This is a genomic window from Flagellimonas sp. 389 (assembly GCF_018449435.1).
GTDB lineage: Bacteria > Bacteroidota > Bacteroidia > Flavobacteriales > Flavobacteriaceae > Flagellimonas.
The window spans coordinates 70,432-84,503 of the sequence record NZ_JAHCMU010000007.1 but is presented as its reverse complement, the minus strand read 5'-3'; the positions used below and the strand labels follow the sequence as shown (position 1 = coordinate 84,503).

The 14,072-nt window shown below is 37.3% G+C and carries 17 protein-coding genes; 8 read left to right on the top strand and 9 right to left on the bottom strand.

The window, feature by feature from the left end:
- On the top strand, positions 1-729 hold the full coding sequence (locus KIM67_RS07665; RefSeq protein ID WP_213830755.1) for a hypothetical protein: 729 nt from the start codon (positions 1-3) through the stop codon (positions 727-729).
- A 94-nt stretch (positions 730-823) separates the two neighbouring features.
- Positions 824-1,894 carry a hypothetical protein gene (locus KIM67_RS07660; protein ID WP_213830754.1) on the top strand — a complete coding sequence of 357 codons (1,071 nt, stop codon included), beginning with the start codon at positions 824-826 and terminating at the stop codon, positions 1,892-1,894.
- Between the two features lie 67 nt (positions 1,895-1,961).
- Here the strand turns inward: KIM67_RS07660 and KIM67_RS18590 are convergent, their stop codons facing one another.
- From KIM67_RS18590 to KIM67_RS07645, 3 genes are all read right to left on the bottom strand, one after another.
- A complete protein-coding gene (locus KIM67_RS18590) occupies positions 1,962-2,111 on the bottom strand; it encodes a hypothetical protein (RefSeq protein ID WP_250149195.1) in 150 nt (49 codons plus the stop codon).
- A gap of 145 nt (positions 2,112-2,256) precedes the next feature.
- Entirely contained in the window at positions 2,257-2,625 is a 369-nt protein-coding gene (locus tag KIM67_RS07650; RefSeq protein ID WP_213830753.1) for a DUF805 domain-containing protein, read from the bottom strand.
- Positions 2,626-2,684: 59 nt separating this feature from the next.
- Positions 2,685-3,050 carry a DUF805 domain-containing protein gene (locus KIM67_RS07645; protein ID WP_213830752.1) on the bottom strand — a complete coding sequence of 122 codons (366 nt, stop codon included), beginning with the start codon at positions 3,048-3,050 and terminating at the stop codon, positions 2,685-2,687.
- 213 nt (positions 3,051-3,263) lie between these two features.
- On the opposite strand from KIM67_RS07645, the gene dnaG reads away from it, so the two are divergent.
- On the top strand, positions 3,264-5,237 hold the full coding sequence (dnaG, locus tag KIM67_RS07640) for a DNA primase (protein ID WP_213830751.1): 1,974 nt from the start codon (positions 3,264-3,266) through the stop codon (positions 5,235-5,237).
- 52 nt (positions 5,238-5,289) lie between these two features.
- On the opposite strand, the gene KIM67_RS07635 is transcribed toward dnaG, so the two are convergent.
- Both KIM67_RS07635 and nadE read right to left on the bottom strand, forming a co-directional pair.
- Positions 5,290-5,919: a response regulator transcription factor gene (locus KIM67_RS07635; protein ID WP_213830750.1), complete on the bottom strand. Its 630-nt coding sequence runs from the start codon at positions 5,917-5,919 to the stop codon at positions 5,290-5,292.
- 155 nt (positions 5,920-6,074) lie between these two features.
- Positions 6,075-6,863 carry an NAD(+) synthase gene (nadE, locus tag KIM67_RS07630; protein WP_213830749.1) on the bottom strand — a complete coding sequence of 263 codons (789 nt, stop codon included), beginning with the start codon at positions 6,861-6,863 and terminating at the stop codon, positions 6,075-6,077.
- A gap of 66 nt (positions 6,864-6,929) precedes the next feature.
- Between nadE and gldB the strand changes: the two genes are divergently transcribed.
- Together gldB and gldC are read left to right on the top strand one after the other, a co-directional pair.
- Positions 6,930-7,919 (top strand): gliding motility lipoprotein GldB, encoded by a 990-nt coding sequence (gene gldB, locus KIM67_RS07625; RefSeq protein ID WP_213830748.1) that lies wholly within the window; start codon positions 6,930-6,932, stop codon positions 7,917-7,919.
- A complete protein-coding gene (gene gldC, locus KIM67_RS07620) occupies positions 7,920-8,252 on the top strand; it encodes a gliding motility protein GldC (RefSeq protein WP_213830747.1) in 333 nt (110 codons plus the stop codon). It begins immediately after the preceding gene.
- Between the two features lie 6 nt (positions 8,253-8,258).
- Here the strand turns inward: gldC and KIM67_RS07615 are convergent, their stop codons facing one another.
- Both KIM67_RS07615 and KIM67_RS07610 read right to left on the bottom strand, forming a co-directional pair.
- Positions 8,259-8,756, bottom strand: a complete 498-nt coding sequence (locus KIM67_RS07615; RefSeq protein WP_213830746.1) for a hypothetical protein — start codon at positions 8,754-8,756, stop codon at positions 8,259-8,261.
- 109 nt (positions 8,757-8,865) lie between these two features.
- A complete protein-coding gene (locus tag KIM67_RS07610) occupies positions 8,866-10,341 on the bottom strand; it encodes a serine hydrolase (protein ID WP_213830745.1) in 1,476 nt (491 codons plus the stop codon).
- Between the two features lie 74 nt (positions 10,342-10,415).
- Here KIM67_RS07610 and KIM67_RS07605 point away from each other — a divergent pair, with 74 nt between their 5' ends.
- Positions 10,416-10,793: a GTPase gene (locus KIM67_RS07605; RefSeq protein WP_213830744.1), complete on the top strand. Its 378-nt coding sequence runs from the start codon at positions 10,416-10,418 to the stop codon at positions 10,791-10,793.
- A gap of 26 nt (positions 10,794-10,819) precedes the next feature.
- Here KIM67_RS07605 and yihA read toward each other — a convergent pair whose 3' ends face one another.
- Together yihA and KIM67_RS07595 are read right to left on the bottom strand one after the other, a co-directional pair.
- Entirely contained in the window at positions 10,820-11,437 is a 618-nt protein-coding gene (yihA, locus tag KIM67_RS07600; protein WP_213830743.1) for a ribosome biogenesis GTP-binding protein YihA/YsxC, read from the bottom strand.
- Positions 11,438-11,679: 242 nt separating this feature from the next.
- Entirely contained in the window at positions 11,680-12,444 is a 765-nt protein-coding gene (locus KIM67_RS07595) for an alpha/beta fold hydrolase (RefSeq protein ID WP_213830742.1), read from the bottom strand.
- A gap of 267 nt (positions 12,445-12,711) precedes the next feature.
- Between KIM67_RS07595 and mraZ the strand changes: the two genes are divergently transcribed.
- Positions 12,712-13,167, top strand: a complete 456-nt coding sequence (gene mraZ / locus KIM67_RS07590) for a division/cell wall cluster transcriptional repressor MraZ (protein ID WP_163416360.1) — start codon at positions 12,712-12,714, stop codon at positions 13,165-13,167.
- Positions 13,160-14,062 (top strand): 16S rRNA (cytosine(1402)-N(4))-methyltransferase RsmH, encoded by a 903-nt coding sequence (rsmH, locus tag KIM67_RS07585; protein ID WP_213830844.1) that lies wholly within the window; start codon positions 13,160-13,162, stop codon positions 14,060-14,062. Before mraZ ends, rsmH begins: the two co-directional genes overlap by 8 nt.
- Positions 14,063-14,072 lie beyond the last annotated feature (10 nt).

Below are 14,072 nucleotides of genomic sequence, written 5' to 3'. Positions count from 1 at the left end.
ATGGGTAAATTGGAAAAACATATCAAGGAAAAATTAGAAGAGCGGAAAATCTCCCCTTCACCACAAGCATGGAACAAAATTTCTTCGCAGATAACCGTTGATAAAAAGGCGAAGCGAAAAGTGTGGTATCCATATGTTGTGGCTGCAAGTTTAATAGGTATTCTTTTGATGTCACTGTTCTTTTTAAATTCAGAAGAACCTGATAAACATCAAATTCAAATAGTGAAAGAGACTAACACTACAGAAATGGTCGTTCCATCTGAAAAAGAAAATAAAAGTTTCCAGAAAATCCAATTGGAAAAGTCTGAAGTGATAGCTGTAGTTGACAAAAAGGCAGACAATCAACCGTTAAAACAAACAAGAATTTCCGTATCGCGAGAAGAAATAAAAGCTACGGAAGATATTTTCAAAAACTCCCTTCAAGATAGTTTTTTAGAAAAATCGAACAGCCTAATAGCACAAAAAATAAACGAAGTCGTTGATCGCGTAACATATTTGGAAACCATAAATACTGAGGTTAGCGATGAAGAAATAGATTCGCTTTTAAGAACCGCGCAAAGACAGATTCTTTCGGAACAACTATTTGCAGAAGACGGAACCATTGATGCCATGGCCTTGCTTACTGAAGTAGAGGATGAGCTCGATGGTACATTTAGAGACCAAATTTTTGATGTGCTCAAAGAAGGGTACTTTAAATTACGCACTGCGGTCGCCGATAGGAACAATTAAAATATTCATCAATCAAAAGACCTTTTCTAGTTTTCCCCTTTCAATCATACATTGATTGGGGAGGTTGGAAGGGTGTAAAAATCCATCAACAATCATGAGAACAATTACACTGTATTTAGCCGCATTAGTACTATCATTACTTTCCCAGCATGCTTTTGGGCAGGAACGATATGAATTGAAAATTGAGGCTTTAAAAGCACGAAAAGAAAAGATTGCACTGCAAGAGAAAGAAGCGCTAAAATTTGAAGTTGAAGAAATTAATAAACGTCTAAAGAACGGGAATATCAACAGGGAAGAGGCAAGAATTTTAAAAGAGGAAGCCGCAAAAAAAAGAGCACTGAACATAGAAAACAGACTAAGTATCGTAAACAATCAAATTCTGCTTTTGGAACGGAATGAAGGCAATACCCTAACAGCAATAGAGATGGATTCCATTGATGGTGATCGTGTGGGTATTTCTATAAATATTGATGGCGAACCAGCTTTTTTGTTCAACTCCCGAAAATGGAAAAAAGATATTAAATATGACCGCAAAACTTATTCGGATTTTGTGTTTGCCATTGGATTCAATAATGCCATAATCGAGGGGCAATCCCTAAATGATTCTCCCTATAAAATTGGAGGTAGTCGTTTTTTTGAAATGGGATGGCAATGGCGAACCCGGGTTTTTCCAAGGTCCAATTGGTTGCGCTTTCACTATGGTTTCTCGTTTCAATTTAATGGATTGAAGCCTGATAACAATCAGATTTTTGTCCAAAATGGAAATCAAACCACTTTAGAAGAATTTGAATTTGATTTGGATAAATCCAAGTTGCGAATGGATAACCTTGTATTTCCCATACATTTTGAGTTTGGGCCTTCGCGTTTCCGTGAAACTGAGAAAAGTGTTCGATACTCCATCGAAAATAAGCTCCGCATAGGGATAGGCGGCTATGGTGGATTTAATCTAGGAACACGCCAAAAGTTAAAATACAATCGAAACGGAGAGGATGTTAAGGATAAGCTTAAAAGAGATTATAATACCAATGATTTAATATATGGATTAAGTGCCTATGTAGGTTTTGATGACATACAATTGTATGCCAAGTATGATTTAAATCCCATATTTAAAAATGCAGCGGTAGAACAGAATAATATTTCTTTGGGCCTTCGGTTTGATTTATGACCAAAATATAGTTCTGGCGCAGTCGAATGGTTTCATGTCTCGACTGCGCTCCCTATGTCCCATGGTTTTAAGATTGCGAAGCCCTTTCCATTTCAGGGGTGAATTCTTCTTTGCAACAAGTGCGTTTGCAATGTGTGCATTCAGCGTAGCGAGATGTACCAATTTTAAAAATTGGAATCCAAAATAAGTGAATATAGTTAGCTTGTGAGGTTCCCATCAGAGTTCCAGTTTGGGAACAATACGGACAAACGACATTTTGTAAACTTTTAGTTTCTTTTTTGCCAGTCTGATTCCGAAAAAGAGGATCATCTTATTTTTAAGTGAAATTAATACTTTTCCAAATTATTTGGGCACTTGATGGTTTAAACATCTTTTTTAGGACATGGACCATATTGGTTTTCTTCCATAATACCGTTTTCGATAAGTTGGATAAAAACCCAAAGCACCCCAACAATAGGAATAAATAGGATCAGAAGGGTCCAACCACTTTTGCCAACATCATGTAAACGTCTTACCGTAGCTGAAAGGGCAGGGAGAAAAACCACTAGGGCATATACTGTATAAAGTGGGCCAAAACCGATATTTGCAATGGTAATCTCAAAAACGTTGTCCAATGCAATTGCAAACAGGCTGAAGAACAAGCAGAACAAAGTAAACATCCAATATTCTGCCCTACGGGCCCTACCTTTAAAATTGGCGTAGTTTTTTAGAACTTGTAAATACCATTCCATTTCCTGTTGTTTTAGGGTTGTGTTGCAAAAGGAGGGAGAGAGGTTGATGCATGAATCGATTAAGCAGTTGCCAGTTTAGGATTGATCCCATAATCGTTTTCAGTGGGCTCACCATCCTTTACCAAAAGGATAAGCAACCAAAGCGATCCAATTGCGGGAATCAACGCCACGAAGAGCATAGATCCTTTTTTTCCAATATCATGCATGCGTCTTACGATAACGGCAATGCTGGGTATAAGCATGGCAAGGGCATATAGGCCATAGATTGGACCAATTCCCATTTTTGCCAGACCGGTTACATTATCCAAAGCCATGGCTATTCCGCCAAAAATTATATTGAACAGGGTAAACATCCAATATTCCTTTCTTCTTGCCCTTCCTTTAAAATCTGCATATTGTTTCAGTGCTTTTAGATACCATTTCATATCTGTGTATTTGGTTGGTTGTCCTACTCATATGGCTTTTCGGTTCCGCCCCGTTTTTTGGTTTCTGGACTCCAATTTTCATGAAAAAGGTAGTTCAATCCATTCAAATCCAAGGAGTTGTTTTGATGGATGCCCCTTTTCAGTTGACGGATGCCACTTTTGAGCTAGAATTTTGTTTTTTCGCTACCTTTACTGGCTAATTAATTTCAAGCATTGATTTCTAAGTCCACCATAGATCAAGTATATGAAACTGCTCGTTTAGAGGAGGTAATTGGGGATTTTGTGCAATTAAAGAAAGCGGGTTCCAATTTTAAGGGACTGAGTCCTTTTTCTGATGAGCGAACCCCAAGTTTTATGGTATCTCCCGTTAAGCAGATTTGGAAGGATTTTAGTAGTGGGAAAGGCGGTAATGTGGTGGCTTTTTTAATGGAACACGAACATTTTACCTACCCTGAAGCAATAAAGTATCTCGCCAAAAAGTACAATATAGAAATTGAGGAAACGGAGCAAACCAATGAGCAGAAAGAGCAAGCCAATGAAAGGGAAAGTATGTATCTGGTTTCTGAATACGCCCAAAAATATTTCTCGGAAATCCTTTGGGAATCTCAACCAGGAAAAGCAATTGGACTGACCTATTTTAAAGAACGGGGGTTTACCGATGAAACCATAAAGAAATTTGGTCTGGGATATGGTTTGGATGAGTGGGATGCATTTACCAAAACAGCATTGGATAAAGGATATCAACTGGAATTCTTGGAAAAGACAGGTTTGACCATTGTTAAAGAGCAAACAGGTGGTGAATCCAGAAAGTTCGACCGTTTTAAAGGACGTGTACTGTTTCCCATACATTCCATGAGTGGACGAGTATTGGGCTTTGGCGGACGAATTCTGACCAATGATAAAAAAGCAGCTAAATATTTAAACTCTCCAGAGAGCGATATCTATCACAAGAGCAAAGTGCTTTATGGTATCTACTTTGCCAAACAGGCTATTGCCAAAGAAGACAACTGCTTTCTTGTTGAGGGATATACGGATGTCATACAATTGTACCAACGTGGGGTCGAAAACGTAGTGGCTTCCAGTGGTACGGCATTGACACCAGAACAGATTAGGTTGATAAACAGGCTTACCAAAAATATTACAGTACTTTTTGATGGTGATGCAGCTGGTTTGCGTGCTTCACTTAGGGGAATTGACTTAATTCTGGAACAGGGGATGAACGTAAAGGTCTGTACCTTTCCAGAAGGCGAAGACCCTGATAGTTTTGCCAAAAACAATACGTATGAGGACTTGGTACTTTATCTGGAAGAGAACGCAAAGGATTTTATCCAGTTCAAAACCTCGCTATTGGCAGAAGAAGCTGCTAATGACCCAATAAAACGTGCTGATACCGTCAGGGATATTGTAAATAGCATCAGCAAGATACCAGACCAAATAAAAAAGGAAATCTACATTCAGGAGTGTGCAAAAATAATGCAGATATCTGAAGAAGTGCTATACAATACCCTTGCGCAAATTGATAAAAAGGGAGTTGTAGATGCTAACAAAAAACTCAAGCAAGAACAAAAAGCTTTTCAGGTTGTAAAAAATGACCAGGTCGTAGAACGGGTAGATGTTCAATACGAATTGGAACGAAAAATCATTGAAATGCTTCTTCTTTATGGGAGCCAGCAACAAGAGTTTGAAGATTTGGTACTTAAAGAGAATGAAAAAGGGGACTTGGTATTGGAACCCGAGGTTACGGAGGCCAAGGTATATGAAAAAGTATATTTAGACCTTCAAGAAGATGAGATTGAACTAACGAACGAACAGTTTAGAAGTATTTATTATAGACTCATTGAGAATTTAAATGAGACAGAAGAGTTTACTGTAAACACCTTTCTGTCTAGTCTGGACCAAGAAATGGTAAGCGAGGTATCCTCGATTTTAATGGAAGAGGAAAAGTATAAACTGGATGATTGGGCCCGAAAAGATATCTATCCCAAAGATAAAGGGCAGGGTATTGCGCAATTGGTAGGGGAGACCATTCTTACGCTTCGTTGCTATTTGATAAAAAACAGAATTCAGAAACTACAAGAACGCACCGAAGGAAGTATAGAGGATAATTCTGAAGTCCTCGAAGAAATTGTGAACTATTTGCAGTTGAACAAATTGTTGAATGCCAAATTAAATCGGGTCCTGTCATAAAAAATCCCAAACAACTAAATGCTCGGGATTTTCTTCAGTTTGCGTTGGTTATTTAATATAATTCCAAAGCTTTCGCTTGTTGCAATAAGTCAACTAAATTATCTACGTTCAATTTTTTCATTAAACGCGCCTTGTATGTACTAACGGTCTTTTCATTTAAGTTCAGACCTTCGGCAACTTCCTTGTTCCTTTTTCCACTTGCCAAAAGTTTTAACACTTCAACCTCTCTAGAGGACAATTTTCTGAAGAATCTTCTTGGCTTCTGTGTACCTTCATCAAATGCTAGACGTTGCGCCAATTCATTGGTAATGAACATACTACCTTCAGATACTTTTTTCACTGCAGATACAAGGTAATCGATATCTGCTGTTTTGGATAAATAGCCAAATGCTCCTGCGCGTATGGTGCTTAATGCATACACATCTTCTGATTGTCCACTGAACATTAAGGATTTAACGTTAGGAAATTCTTGTTTTAGTTTTCTAAGAGCAGCAATGCCATTTATTTCTGGAATGTCCATTTCTAGGATTACTACATCTGGGCTGACTTTCTCCAATGTTTCAAACAGTTCCGAAGTATCGGAAACATCGGCAATAACCTCAATATCTGAACTGGTTTCTAGGACTTGTTTAATGCCAAGTCTAACTATTGGATGATTGTCAGCGATTATTACTTTGATCATTTGATTTGATTTTTACTTTGTTTAGTACTTAATTACTTACTTGGCGCGACGAGGCAAGTTAATGATTTGAGAGTGTAAAACTGTGATTTTTTTCTTAAAACCTTAGAATTTCTAGGTTTTTTTTCGTCTTAGACTGGGTTTTTTGCGTTGAATGGTCATTTTAAGTCACTTGGTATGGTACAAATAGGTATGGGAATCATCTTATGTTTATTTGCGGTATTCAACTTTTTATATATACCAAAGACCTCTCTTTCTCTATCAGAAAAATCTTTAATCGTTTTTCCCTGCTCTTCCATTTCCATGGCCCATTCCAATTCTGGATAAGAAGCACCTATCTGGTCTTCATCAGTTCTACTGTCGCCCCAGAGCCCATCTGTTGGGGCTGCATCCATAATATCTTTATTAACGCCCAATACACTTCCTAGGGCATAAACCTCGGTTTTTAGTAAATCGGCAATAGGACTCAAATCTACTCCGCCGTCGCCATACTTGGTATAAAATCCTACACCAAAATCTTCAACCTTGTTTCCAGTTCCCGCAACCAAGTAACCGTTTAGTGCTGCAAAATAGTATAATGTTGTCATACGTAATCTAGCTCGGGTATTTGCCAAAGACATAAAACGTTCTTCCTCATTTGCCACTTTGGGTAGGGCGGCGACCAAACCATCAAACACTGGAGTGAGATTTACGGGTTGTCTTTTAACGTTGGGAAAATTTTCTATGAGCCAATCTATATGTTTATCCGCTCTGGTCATTTGATTTTCACCTTGGTGTATGGGCATTTCCAGGCAGAGCAACTCCAGTCCAGTTTTGGCGCAAAGTGTAGAAGTAACCGCAGAATCTATCCCACCGGAAACCCCTATTACAAAACCCTTGCAATTTGCATTGGTGGCGTAGTCCTTTAACCAGTCCACAATATATGTTATTACCTTTTCAGTTTTCATGGCATTTTTTTTAGATTGTATAAATTACCTTTGTGCCCTGTAAATTTAAACGCTACGGTATTAAAAATGAAGAGGTTGTTAAAATACTTTGGATTATCAGCATTTACTTGTTCTTTTTTCTTTATAATCCTAACATTTTTCTCTTGTGGAGAGACAAATAAAACAGCAGAAGAGATTTCTAAGATTGCTATTGACTTAAAAGTAAATAGATTCGATAGAGAGTTTGCTAATGCCGTCCCAGAAGATATTCCCAGATTAAAATTACAGTATCCCTACCTGTTTCCCGAACAGTTTCCGGATAGTTTATGGATTGCCAAATTATCAGACACCATACAGACGGAATTATCAGACGAAGTGCATAAGGCCTTTGGCGATTTTGAACAAGAAACCGAAGACCTTGAATCCTTGTTTCAGCATATCAAGTATTATTTCCCAAAATTTAAGATACCCAATGTGGTAACAGTTACTTCGGATGTTGGTTATAACAATAGAGTAATTCTTACGGACACGTTGTTGTTATTGGGGTTGGATAATTATTTGGGAAAAGACCATCATTTTTATAAAAGCATACAAAAGTATATTGCCGCTGGATTGGACAAACAATATTTGACTTCTGATATAGCAAGTGCGCTCTCCAAAAAAGTAGTGCAATATCCTAGAAATAGAAGTTTCTTGTCCAGAATGGTTTATTATGGTAAAGAACTATATATTAAGGACAAATTGCTTCCCAATATTTCTGATGCCCAAAAAATAGGCTATACTACAGATGAGATGGAATGGGCCAAGGCCAACGAAGAGCAGATTTGGCGCTATTTTGTAGAGCGTGAACTGCTTTATAGCACCGATGCTAAATTGGATAGACAATTTTTAGACCCGGCACCATTCTCTAAATTTCAACTGGAATTGGATAGTGAATCTCCGGGAAGGTTGGGTAGATACATAGGGTGGCAGATTGTACGTGCCTTTATGGACAAGAATACTAAAAGATTAGAGCAACTTTTAAAGTTGGACCCAGATGAAATTTTTAAAAAATCAAATTACAAACCTAGAAAGTAGATGGCAGTAGAACATACATCAGAAATTAAATTAGTTGTAGGACTTGACGAAAACAGAGTACCGGAAGAATTGAACTGGTCCGCTCAAGACGGGGGAATAGAAAATGAAGAAGCAAAGGCGATGATGCTATCGGTATGGGACAGTAAAAACAAGGAATCGCTCAAGATAGATTTATGGACCAAAGATATGCCAGTTGATGAAATGAAAATTTTTTTTCACCAGACTTTGGTCACCATGTCCGATACTTTTATGAAAGCTACCCAAGATGAAAAAATGACCGCGACAATGAAAGATTTTTGTGATTATTTTGCCGAAAAATTGGAGTTGAAATAAATTTCGCTAAGAAATAGGTTGGTCCAGTTTGTTGAATTGATTTTTTTCTTCACCTCTTAATGTCAATGAATTTTCAATTTTGACTTTAGTAGGTCTTAACGTAAAGAAATAGAAAATCAAAACAACGGATATCAATAGAAAAGCCATGTTTCCTGTCATATAGAAAGCAACAACAGAAAAAAGTGCAGGTGCTTCGACTGAAGCAAACTTGATAAGCGATGCTGTCTGAAAACGCATCAGTTTTTGTTTGAGCCCAGCTATTTTTGAAATTTCTGCAGTAAGTTTTTTATAAATAAGGTTTCCCATGAAAATTGCGCCTATTGCGAAAATGGGAATAATCAGAAGAAAAGAATCATCCGTATTGGTGAAATCAATTACTGCATCTTGTGTTTGAAAGTAAGCAAAGCATGCAAATGCAATTGGCCCAGCTATTAATGACAAGTGTATGATAATCAGTGTTTTAATGAAAATTCTTGTCGTGAGTTTTCCAGTGTTATTGGTCATTTACCGTATTATTTATCTGGTGTAATATACGAACAAAGACAACTAATGAATCTAACAGATAAAATTTTTAAATGTGTAATAGATTTTTAGTTGTTGAAGTCCTTCAATGTCATTTGTGTTCTTTCAACCATGTATTAGCTTCGGTAGTGTACCAAAATGGAGAGAAGTTTTTTGCATTGACAATAGCTTCAAAATGATATCTGGCTTTTGACATATTTCCTTTTCTATCATAAAAGGTCGCTAAGTACATATTGGCATAGGGGTTACTCTTGTCCTGTGTCAATAGCTTGTTCGAAATTGCAATTATTTTATCATCGAACATGGTAAAATCTCCCATTTCCTTATAGAATGATACATCCTTAAGGAAGCTTAGGTTATGGAGAAGATTCAAATCGGAATACTGTAGATAATCTGGAAATTTTTCAAAAACTTTTTCCAAAAAGCGTGCGCTACTGTTTATGTGCACAGTGTCAAAACGAGACAGGAACGATTCGGATAGCGCTTGTGCCATAAATTTTTTCCGTATAAAGAAAGAGTCTATAAAATCACTCTTATAAAGAGTTTCGGTCTTTTCCAATAATGGTATTTGTGTTAGTCCATAACTATAGTTCTTTAAAAACGACAAAGCAAATAATGAGGTGCCTATGTCCCCATATATCAATCGAGCAGGGTCGCTCATTAAGTTATTGTTTGCAAGTAAGATCAAGGTCAGATTTTCCTCAGGAATTTTTAAAAGTAAACTTGAATAGCAATCATACTGACCGTAGCCCCAAAGTATTTTTCTTCCATCAAACTCTTGACTGAATATACCGTGTCCATAGGGTAGATGCTTACTAGGAGTCGATAACATGGTTTTCTTCGAAGCTTCAGAAATCAGAAGATTATTGTCCAAAGCGTTACTGAAAATCAATAAATCCTTCAGATTGGAAACAATTCCTGCTGAAGTTGAATAACCGAAATCAATAAAGCCCGGCTTAATATTGCCATCAAAAATATAAGGAGTTGCAATTTCCAGTTTGTGCTGTGCAATTTGAAGAGAGTCCTTTAAAAGAGAAGTATTTTTAAGATTGAGCGGTTTGAAAATCTGGGAACTCATGAATTCTTGGAAGGACTGGCCCGATGCTTTTTCGATAACAGGGGTGAGTGCCCCAAAACGATAGCTATAATAAAAGTTCTTCCCTATTTTCCCTTGGGATGTATGGGATAGGATATGTTTTATCTGAATTGAGTCATTGAATGACCTCTTGTTGAGATAATTATTGATAGGGTCGTTTAAAGATAGTTTACCCTCTTCGGCAAGTTTAAAGATAAGAACTCCCGAAAAAATCTTGGTCAATGAGGCGATGGGGAAAAGTGTAGTAGAATCTACCTTGGTTTCATTTTCAATATTGGCGTAACCAAGATAATCCTCATATACAGTTTTACCATTTTTTTCTACCAGTACGGCAATTCCGGGAATATGAAAATATGTTTGTAGCTCTTGGAGTTCCTCGGAAAATTGGACGGTTTCTTTGGATTGTCCAAAACTAGTGCCGTAACAATTCAGCAAAATAAGAATAGATATATATAAAGATATTGGTCTCATCTGTAGTACCATTTGGTTGTTTGCAAAAGCTATTTTATTGAATAATGACAAAACAAAAGTATTTTTGTGACACTATGAAAAAGAAATCTGCGTTAAAACTCCTTTTTATCTATAATGCTGATTCCGGGGCGCGAAATGCTATCTTGGACAGTATGCACAAAGTTTTTAGACCTTCTACTTACGATTGTAAATTATGCGATATAACTTACGGGGTTGTCTCTGAAAATGGAACATGGAAGAAGTTTAGACAAAACAGTCGGCATGACATGGTATTTTTGCACAGGGATGAATTTACCAAAAAGTATGCTTCTAAATTTGGGTATAAATTTACCTTTCCCATTGTTTTGATTGAAGGTGAGAATGGACTTGAAGTTTTAGTTCCTACAGAAGAATTCAATACCATAAAAACTGCCCATGGTCTGATTCGGCTTTTAAAAGAGCGAAATGCCTGAGTTTTTCAAATTTTAACTGCGGACAATTATTTTGAGGTTGCTTTAAAAAACTCTTGGTTGATGCCTTCGATGTAATCCAATAGTTCTTCCCTTCCTGTGCGACTTGCAGAAGATGTGACAAAATGCAATGGGGCTTCTTCCCAAAGACCATCCAATAACTTTTGAAGGTAAGTCTTGGTCTGTTTTTCAATGGTATTGGGCTTTAATTTATCCGCTTTGGTAAAAATTATGGCAAAAGGAATTTGGTGTGTGCCCAACCACTCCATAAATTCCAGGTCTACAGGTTGTGGGTCAAGTCTAATATCTACCAGAACAAAACCACAGACCAACTGTTTCCGTTTCTCAAAATATTCGGTGATGTATTTCTGGAAAACCTTTTTATCCTTTTTTGAAACTCGAGCATACCCATATCCTGGTAAATCTACCAAAAACCAATTCCCATTTATTTTAAAGTGATTTATGAGCTGGGTTTTCCCCGGCCTTCCTGAAGTTTTTGCTAAACTTTTGCGCTCCATTAACATGTTGATCAAAGAAGATTTTCCAACATTGGAGCGGCCTATAAATGCGTATTCTGGCAATGGCTCATTTGGGCATTTTGCAACATTGGAATTGCTCATTACAAATTCGGCGGAAGATATTTTCATGGTTTCAAGAGCTTAGAAGTTAGATTTGAGATGTTAGAGTTTTTACTAGTTGTGATTAATATCAAAAGACTTCACTACAAAAATATCAGGTTTAAGTAAAAAAGTGACGACTAAAATATGGTAAGCGTCAACTCGGGACTTCAAGATTTTAAATTAAATAATGGTCAATTATTGGTAATCTATATGGCTTAGGGTAAATTTTTGAGAACTGAAATCTCAAATCTAATATCTCGTATCTACAATCAGAATTCCCTTTTCTCAAGCCAAGCTTCCAGAATTTTATTAAAGTCCTCTGGATGTTCCATCATAGGGGCATGACCACATTTTTTCATCCAGAATAAATCTGAGTCGGGAAGTAATTCATGGAATTCTTTAGCTACGTCTGGTGGGGTTACGGTATCATTTTCGCCCCAGATTATACATACAGGTGTATTCATCTTGGGCAAATCTTTGGACATGTTATGTCTAATGGCACTTTTAGCTATGGCAAGGGTCTTTACCAATTTCATTCGATCGTTTACAGTTGCGAACACTTCGTCCACAATCTCTTTTGTTGCAACAGTCGGATCATAAAAAACATTTTGAGCTTTCTTTTTAATAAACTCGTAATCACCTCGCCTAGGGTAGCCATCGCCCATTGCACTTTCGTAAAGACCAGAACTTCCGGTAATTACCAATGCCTTCACCATATTTGGGAACATTTTGGTGTGTAAAAGGCCAATATGCCCTCCTAACGAGTTTCCGAGAAGAATCACATCTTTCAATCCTTTAAATTCAATAAAGCCCTCAAGAAACTTTGCAAAATTCTTGACTGTAGTTTTCAGCATGGGCATATCATAAATCGGAAGCTCGGGTATCAAGATTTTATACCCTTTGGATGGAAAGTAGTCGGAGACACCTTGGAAATTGCTCAAACCCCCCATAAGACCGTGTAATATTATCATGGGCGTACCTTCACCTATTTCAATATATCGGTATTTGCCCTCTTTAATTATTTGCTCTTCCATCTAAATGTTAGTTGGTACTAAGAGGGGCAAATATAGGCAATTCATACCACACGGATTTTAGGTTTGTTTCGTCAAAAAATCAGGATTTTACGAAGTCTGCAAAAGTTGGCTGCGCTACCCAAAAGAACAGTTGGGCTATTTTTTAAGGTAAAAACTTACTTTTTAAGTCAAAAGTGGAGAATTTATTAACAAATGTGTTTTTAAGTGGAGAAATGTGGAAATAAAATCTATATATTTGAGTTATAGTTACTAACCAATTGATTTCTAGTGACACATATTATAGGACAACATGACTGTAAAGCTGATGCCAAAGGAAGGGTGATATTGCCTATCTCTTTGAAAAATCAGCTGTTGCCCGTAATGAACGAAGGTTTTGTAATCAAGCGGTCTGTTTTTCAGCAGTGCTTAGAACTCTATCCAAAAAATGAGTTTGATGTTTTAATGCAAAAAGTGCTTAAGAAAAGTAAGATCAATAGAAAGTACGATGCCTTTGTGAGAAACTTTGTTGCAGGGATGAAAGAAGTAAGTATAGATAGTGATACGGGGAGGTTGCAGATACCAAAAAACCTTGTGGAATATGCAGAGATTGGGAAAGAAGTAGTGCTAAATGCTGTTTTTGATAAAATAGAAATTTGGAACAAGGACAAGTACGAGGCTGTCTTGGCGGATAGTGAAAAAGACTATGCGGATTTGGCAGAAGAGATTTTTGCTGATGATGACTAGCTCATATCACAATCCGGTATTGCTCAAAGAGTCGGTAGACGGATTGAACATAAAAGAAAATGGGGTATATGTAGATGTCACCTTTGGCGGTGGAGGGCACTCCAAAGAGATATTGAAAAGACTGGGAAAAGATGGTAAGCTGTTTGCATTTGACCAAGATGAAGATGCGTTGGCCAACACAATTGAAGATGAAAGGTTTCAATTGATTCATCAGAATTTTCAGTTTCTCAAACAATTTTTAAAGTTCTATGGCATTCGGAAAGTTGATGGAATTTTGGCAGATTTTGGAGTTTCTTCCCACCAGTTTGATGAAGCAGAACGTGGTTTTTCCATCCGTTTCAATGCGGATTTGGATATGCGAATGAACCGAACCAATGAGTTGTCCGCGTTTAAAGTGGTGAATACATACTCCCAAGAAAATTTAGCATCGGTTTTGTTTCAATATGGTGAATTGCGGAATGCAAATGCCATGGCAAAGACGATTATTGACTCTAGGCTAGAAACCCCCATAAAGACCACCGATGAATTGAAAGTGGTATTAAAGCGTTTTTTGCCAAAGATGAAAGAGAACAAAATCTTGGCCCAGATATATCAGGCAATCAGGATCGAGGTAAATCAAGAAATAGAGGTGCTGAAAGCATTTTTGTTGCAAGCACCAGAAGTTTTGGACAAAGGTGGAAGATTGAGTATGATCAGTTATCATTCTTTGGAAGATAGATTGGTGAAGCGCTTCATAAGAGCTGGGAGATTTGAAGGAGAAGCTGAGAAAGATTTTTACGGAAATATTGATGTGCCGCTCAAGAAAGTAGGAGGGTTAATTGTTCCATCGGCTGATGAGATAGCTAAGAACAATAGGGCGAGAAGTGCAAAACTCCGTATTGCAGAACGGATATAGGTTGTTGAAA

Excerpts from the sequence above, each read along its gene's own strand:
- KIM67_RS07650 (WP_213830753.1), bottom strand. The coding sequence starts at position 2,625 with ATGGAATGGTATTTACAAGTTCTAAAAAACTACGCCAATTTTAAAGGT.
- KIM67_RS07660 (WP_213830754.1), top strand. The coding sequence starts at position 824 with ATGAGAACAATTACACTGTATTTAGCCGCATTAGTACTATCATTACTT.
- KIM67_RS07665 (WP_213830755.1), top strand. The coding sequence starts at position 1 with ATGGGTAAATTGGAAAAACATATCAAGGAAAAATTAGAAGAGCGGAAA.
- KIM67_RS07595 (WP_213830742.1), bottom strand. The coding sequence starts at position 12,444 with ATGGAAGAGCAAATAATTAAAGAGGGCAAATACCGATATATTGAAATA.
- KIM67_RS07615 (WP_213830746.1), bottom strand. The coding sequence starts at position 8,756 with ATGACCAATAACACTGGAAAACTCACGACAAGAATTTTCATTAAAACA.
- gldC (WP_213830747.1), top strand. The coding sequence starts at position 7,920 with ATGGCAGTAGAACATACATCAGAAATTAAATTAGTTGTAGGACTTGAC.
- KIM67_RS07605 (WP_213830744.1), top strand. The coding sequence starts at position 10,416 with ATGAAAAAGAAATCTGCGTTAAAACTCCTTTTTATCTATAATGCTGAT.
- gldB (WP_213830748.1), top strand. The coding sequence starts at position 6,930 with ATGAAGAGGTTGTTAAAATACTTTGGATTATCAGCATTTACTTGTTCT.
- KIM67_RS07635 (WP_213830750.1), bottom strand. The coding sequence starts at position 5,919 with ATGATCAAAGTAATAATCGCTGACAATCATCCAATAGTTAGACTTGGC.
- KIM67_RS07610 (WP_213830745.1), bottom strand. The coding sequence starts at position 10,341 with ATGAGACCAATATCTTTATATATATCTATTCTTATTTTGCTGAATTGT.
- KIM67_RS18590 (WP_250149195.1), bottom strand. The coding sequence starts at position 2,111 with ATGGGAACCTCACAAGCTAACTATATTCACTTATTTTGGATTCCAATT.
- rsmH (WP_213830844.1), top strand. The coding sequence starts at position 13,160 with ATGACTAGCTCATATCACAATCCGGTATTGCTCAAAGAGTCGGTAGAC.
- KIM67_RS07645 (WP_213830752.1), bottom strand. The coding sequence starts at position 3,050 with ATGAAATGGTATCTAAAAGCACTGAAACAATATGCAGATTTTAAAGGA.
- yihA (WP_213830743.1), bottom strand. The coding sequence starts at position 11,437 with ATGAAAATATCTTCCGCCGAATTTGTAATGAGCAATTCCAATGTTGCA.
- nadE (WP_213830749.1), bottom strand. The coding sequence starts at position 6,863 with ATGAAAACTGAAAAGGTAATAACATATATTGTGGACTGGTTAAAGGAC.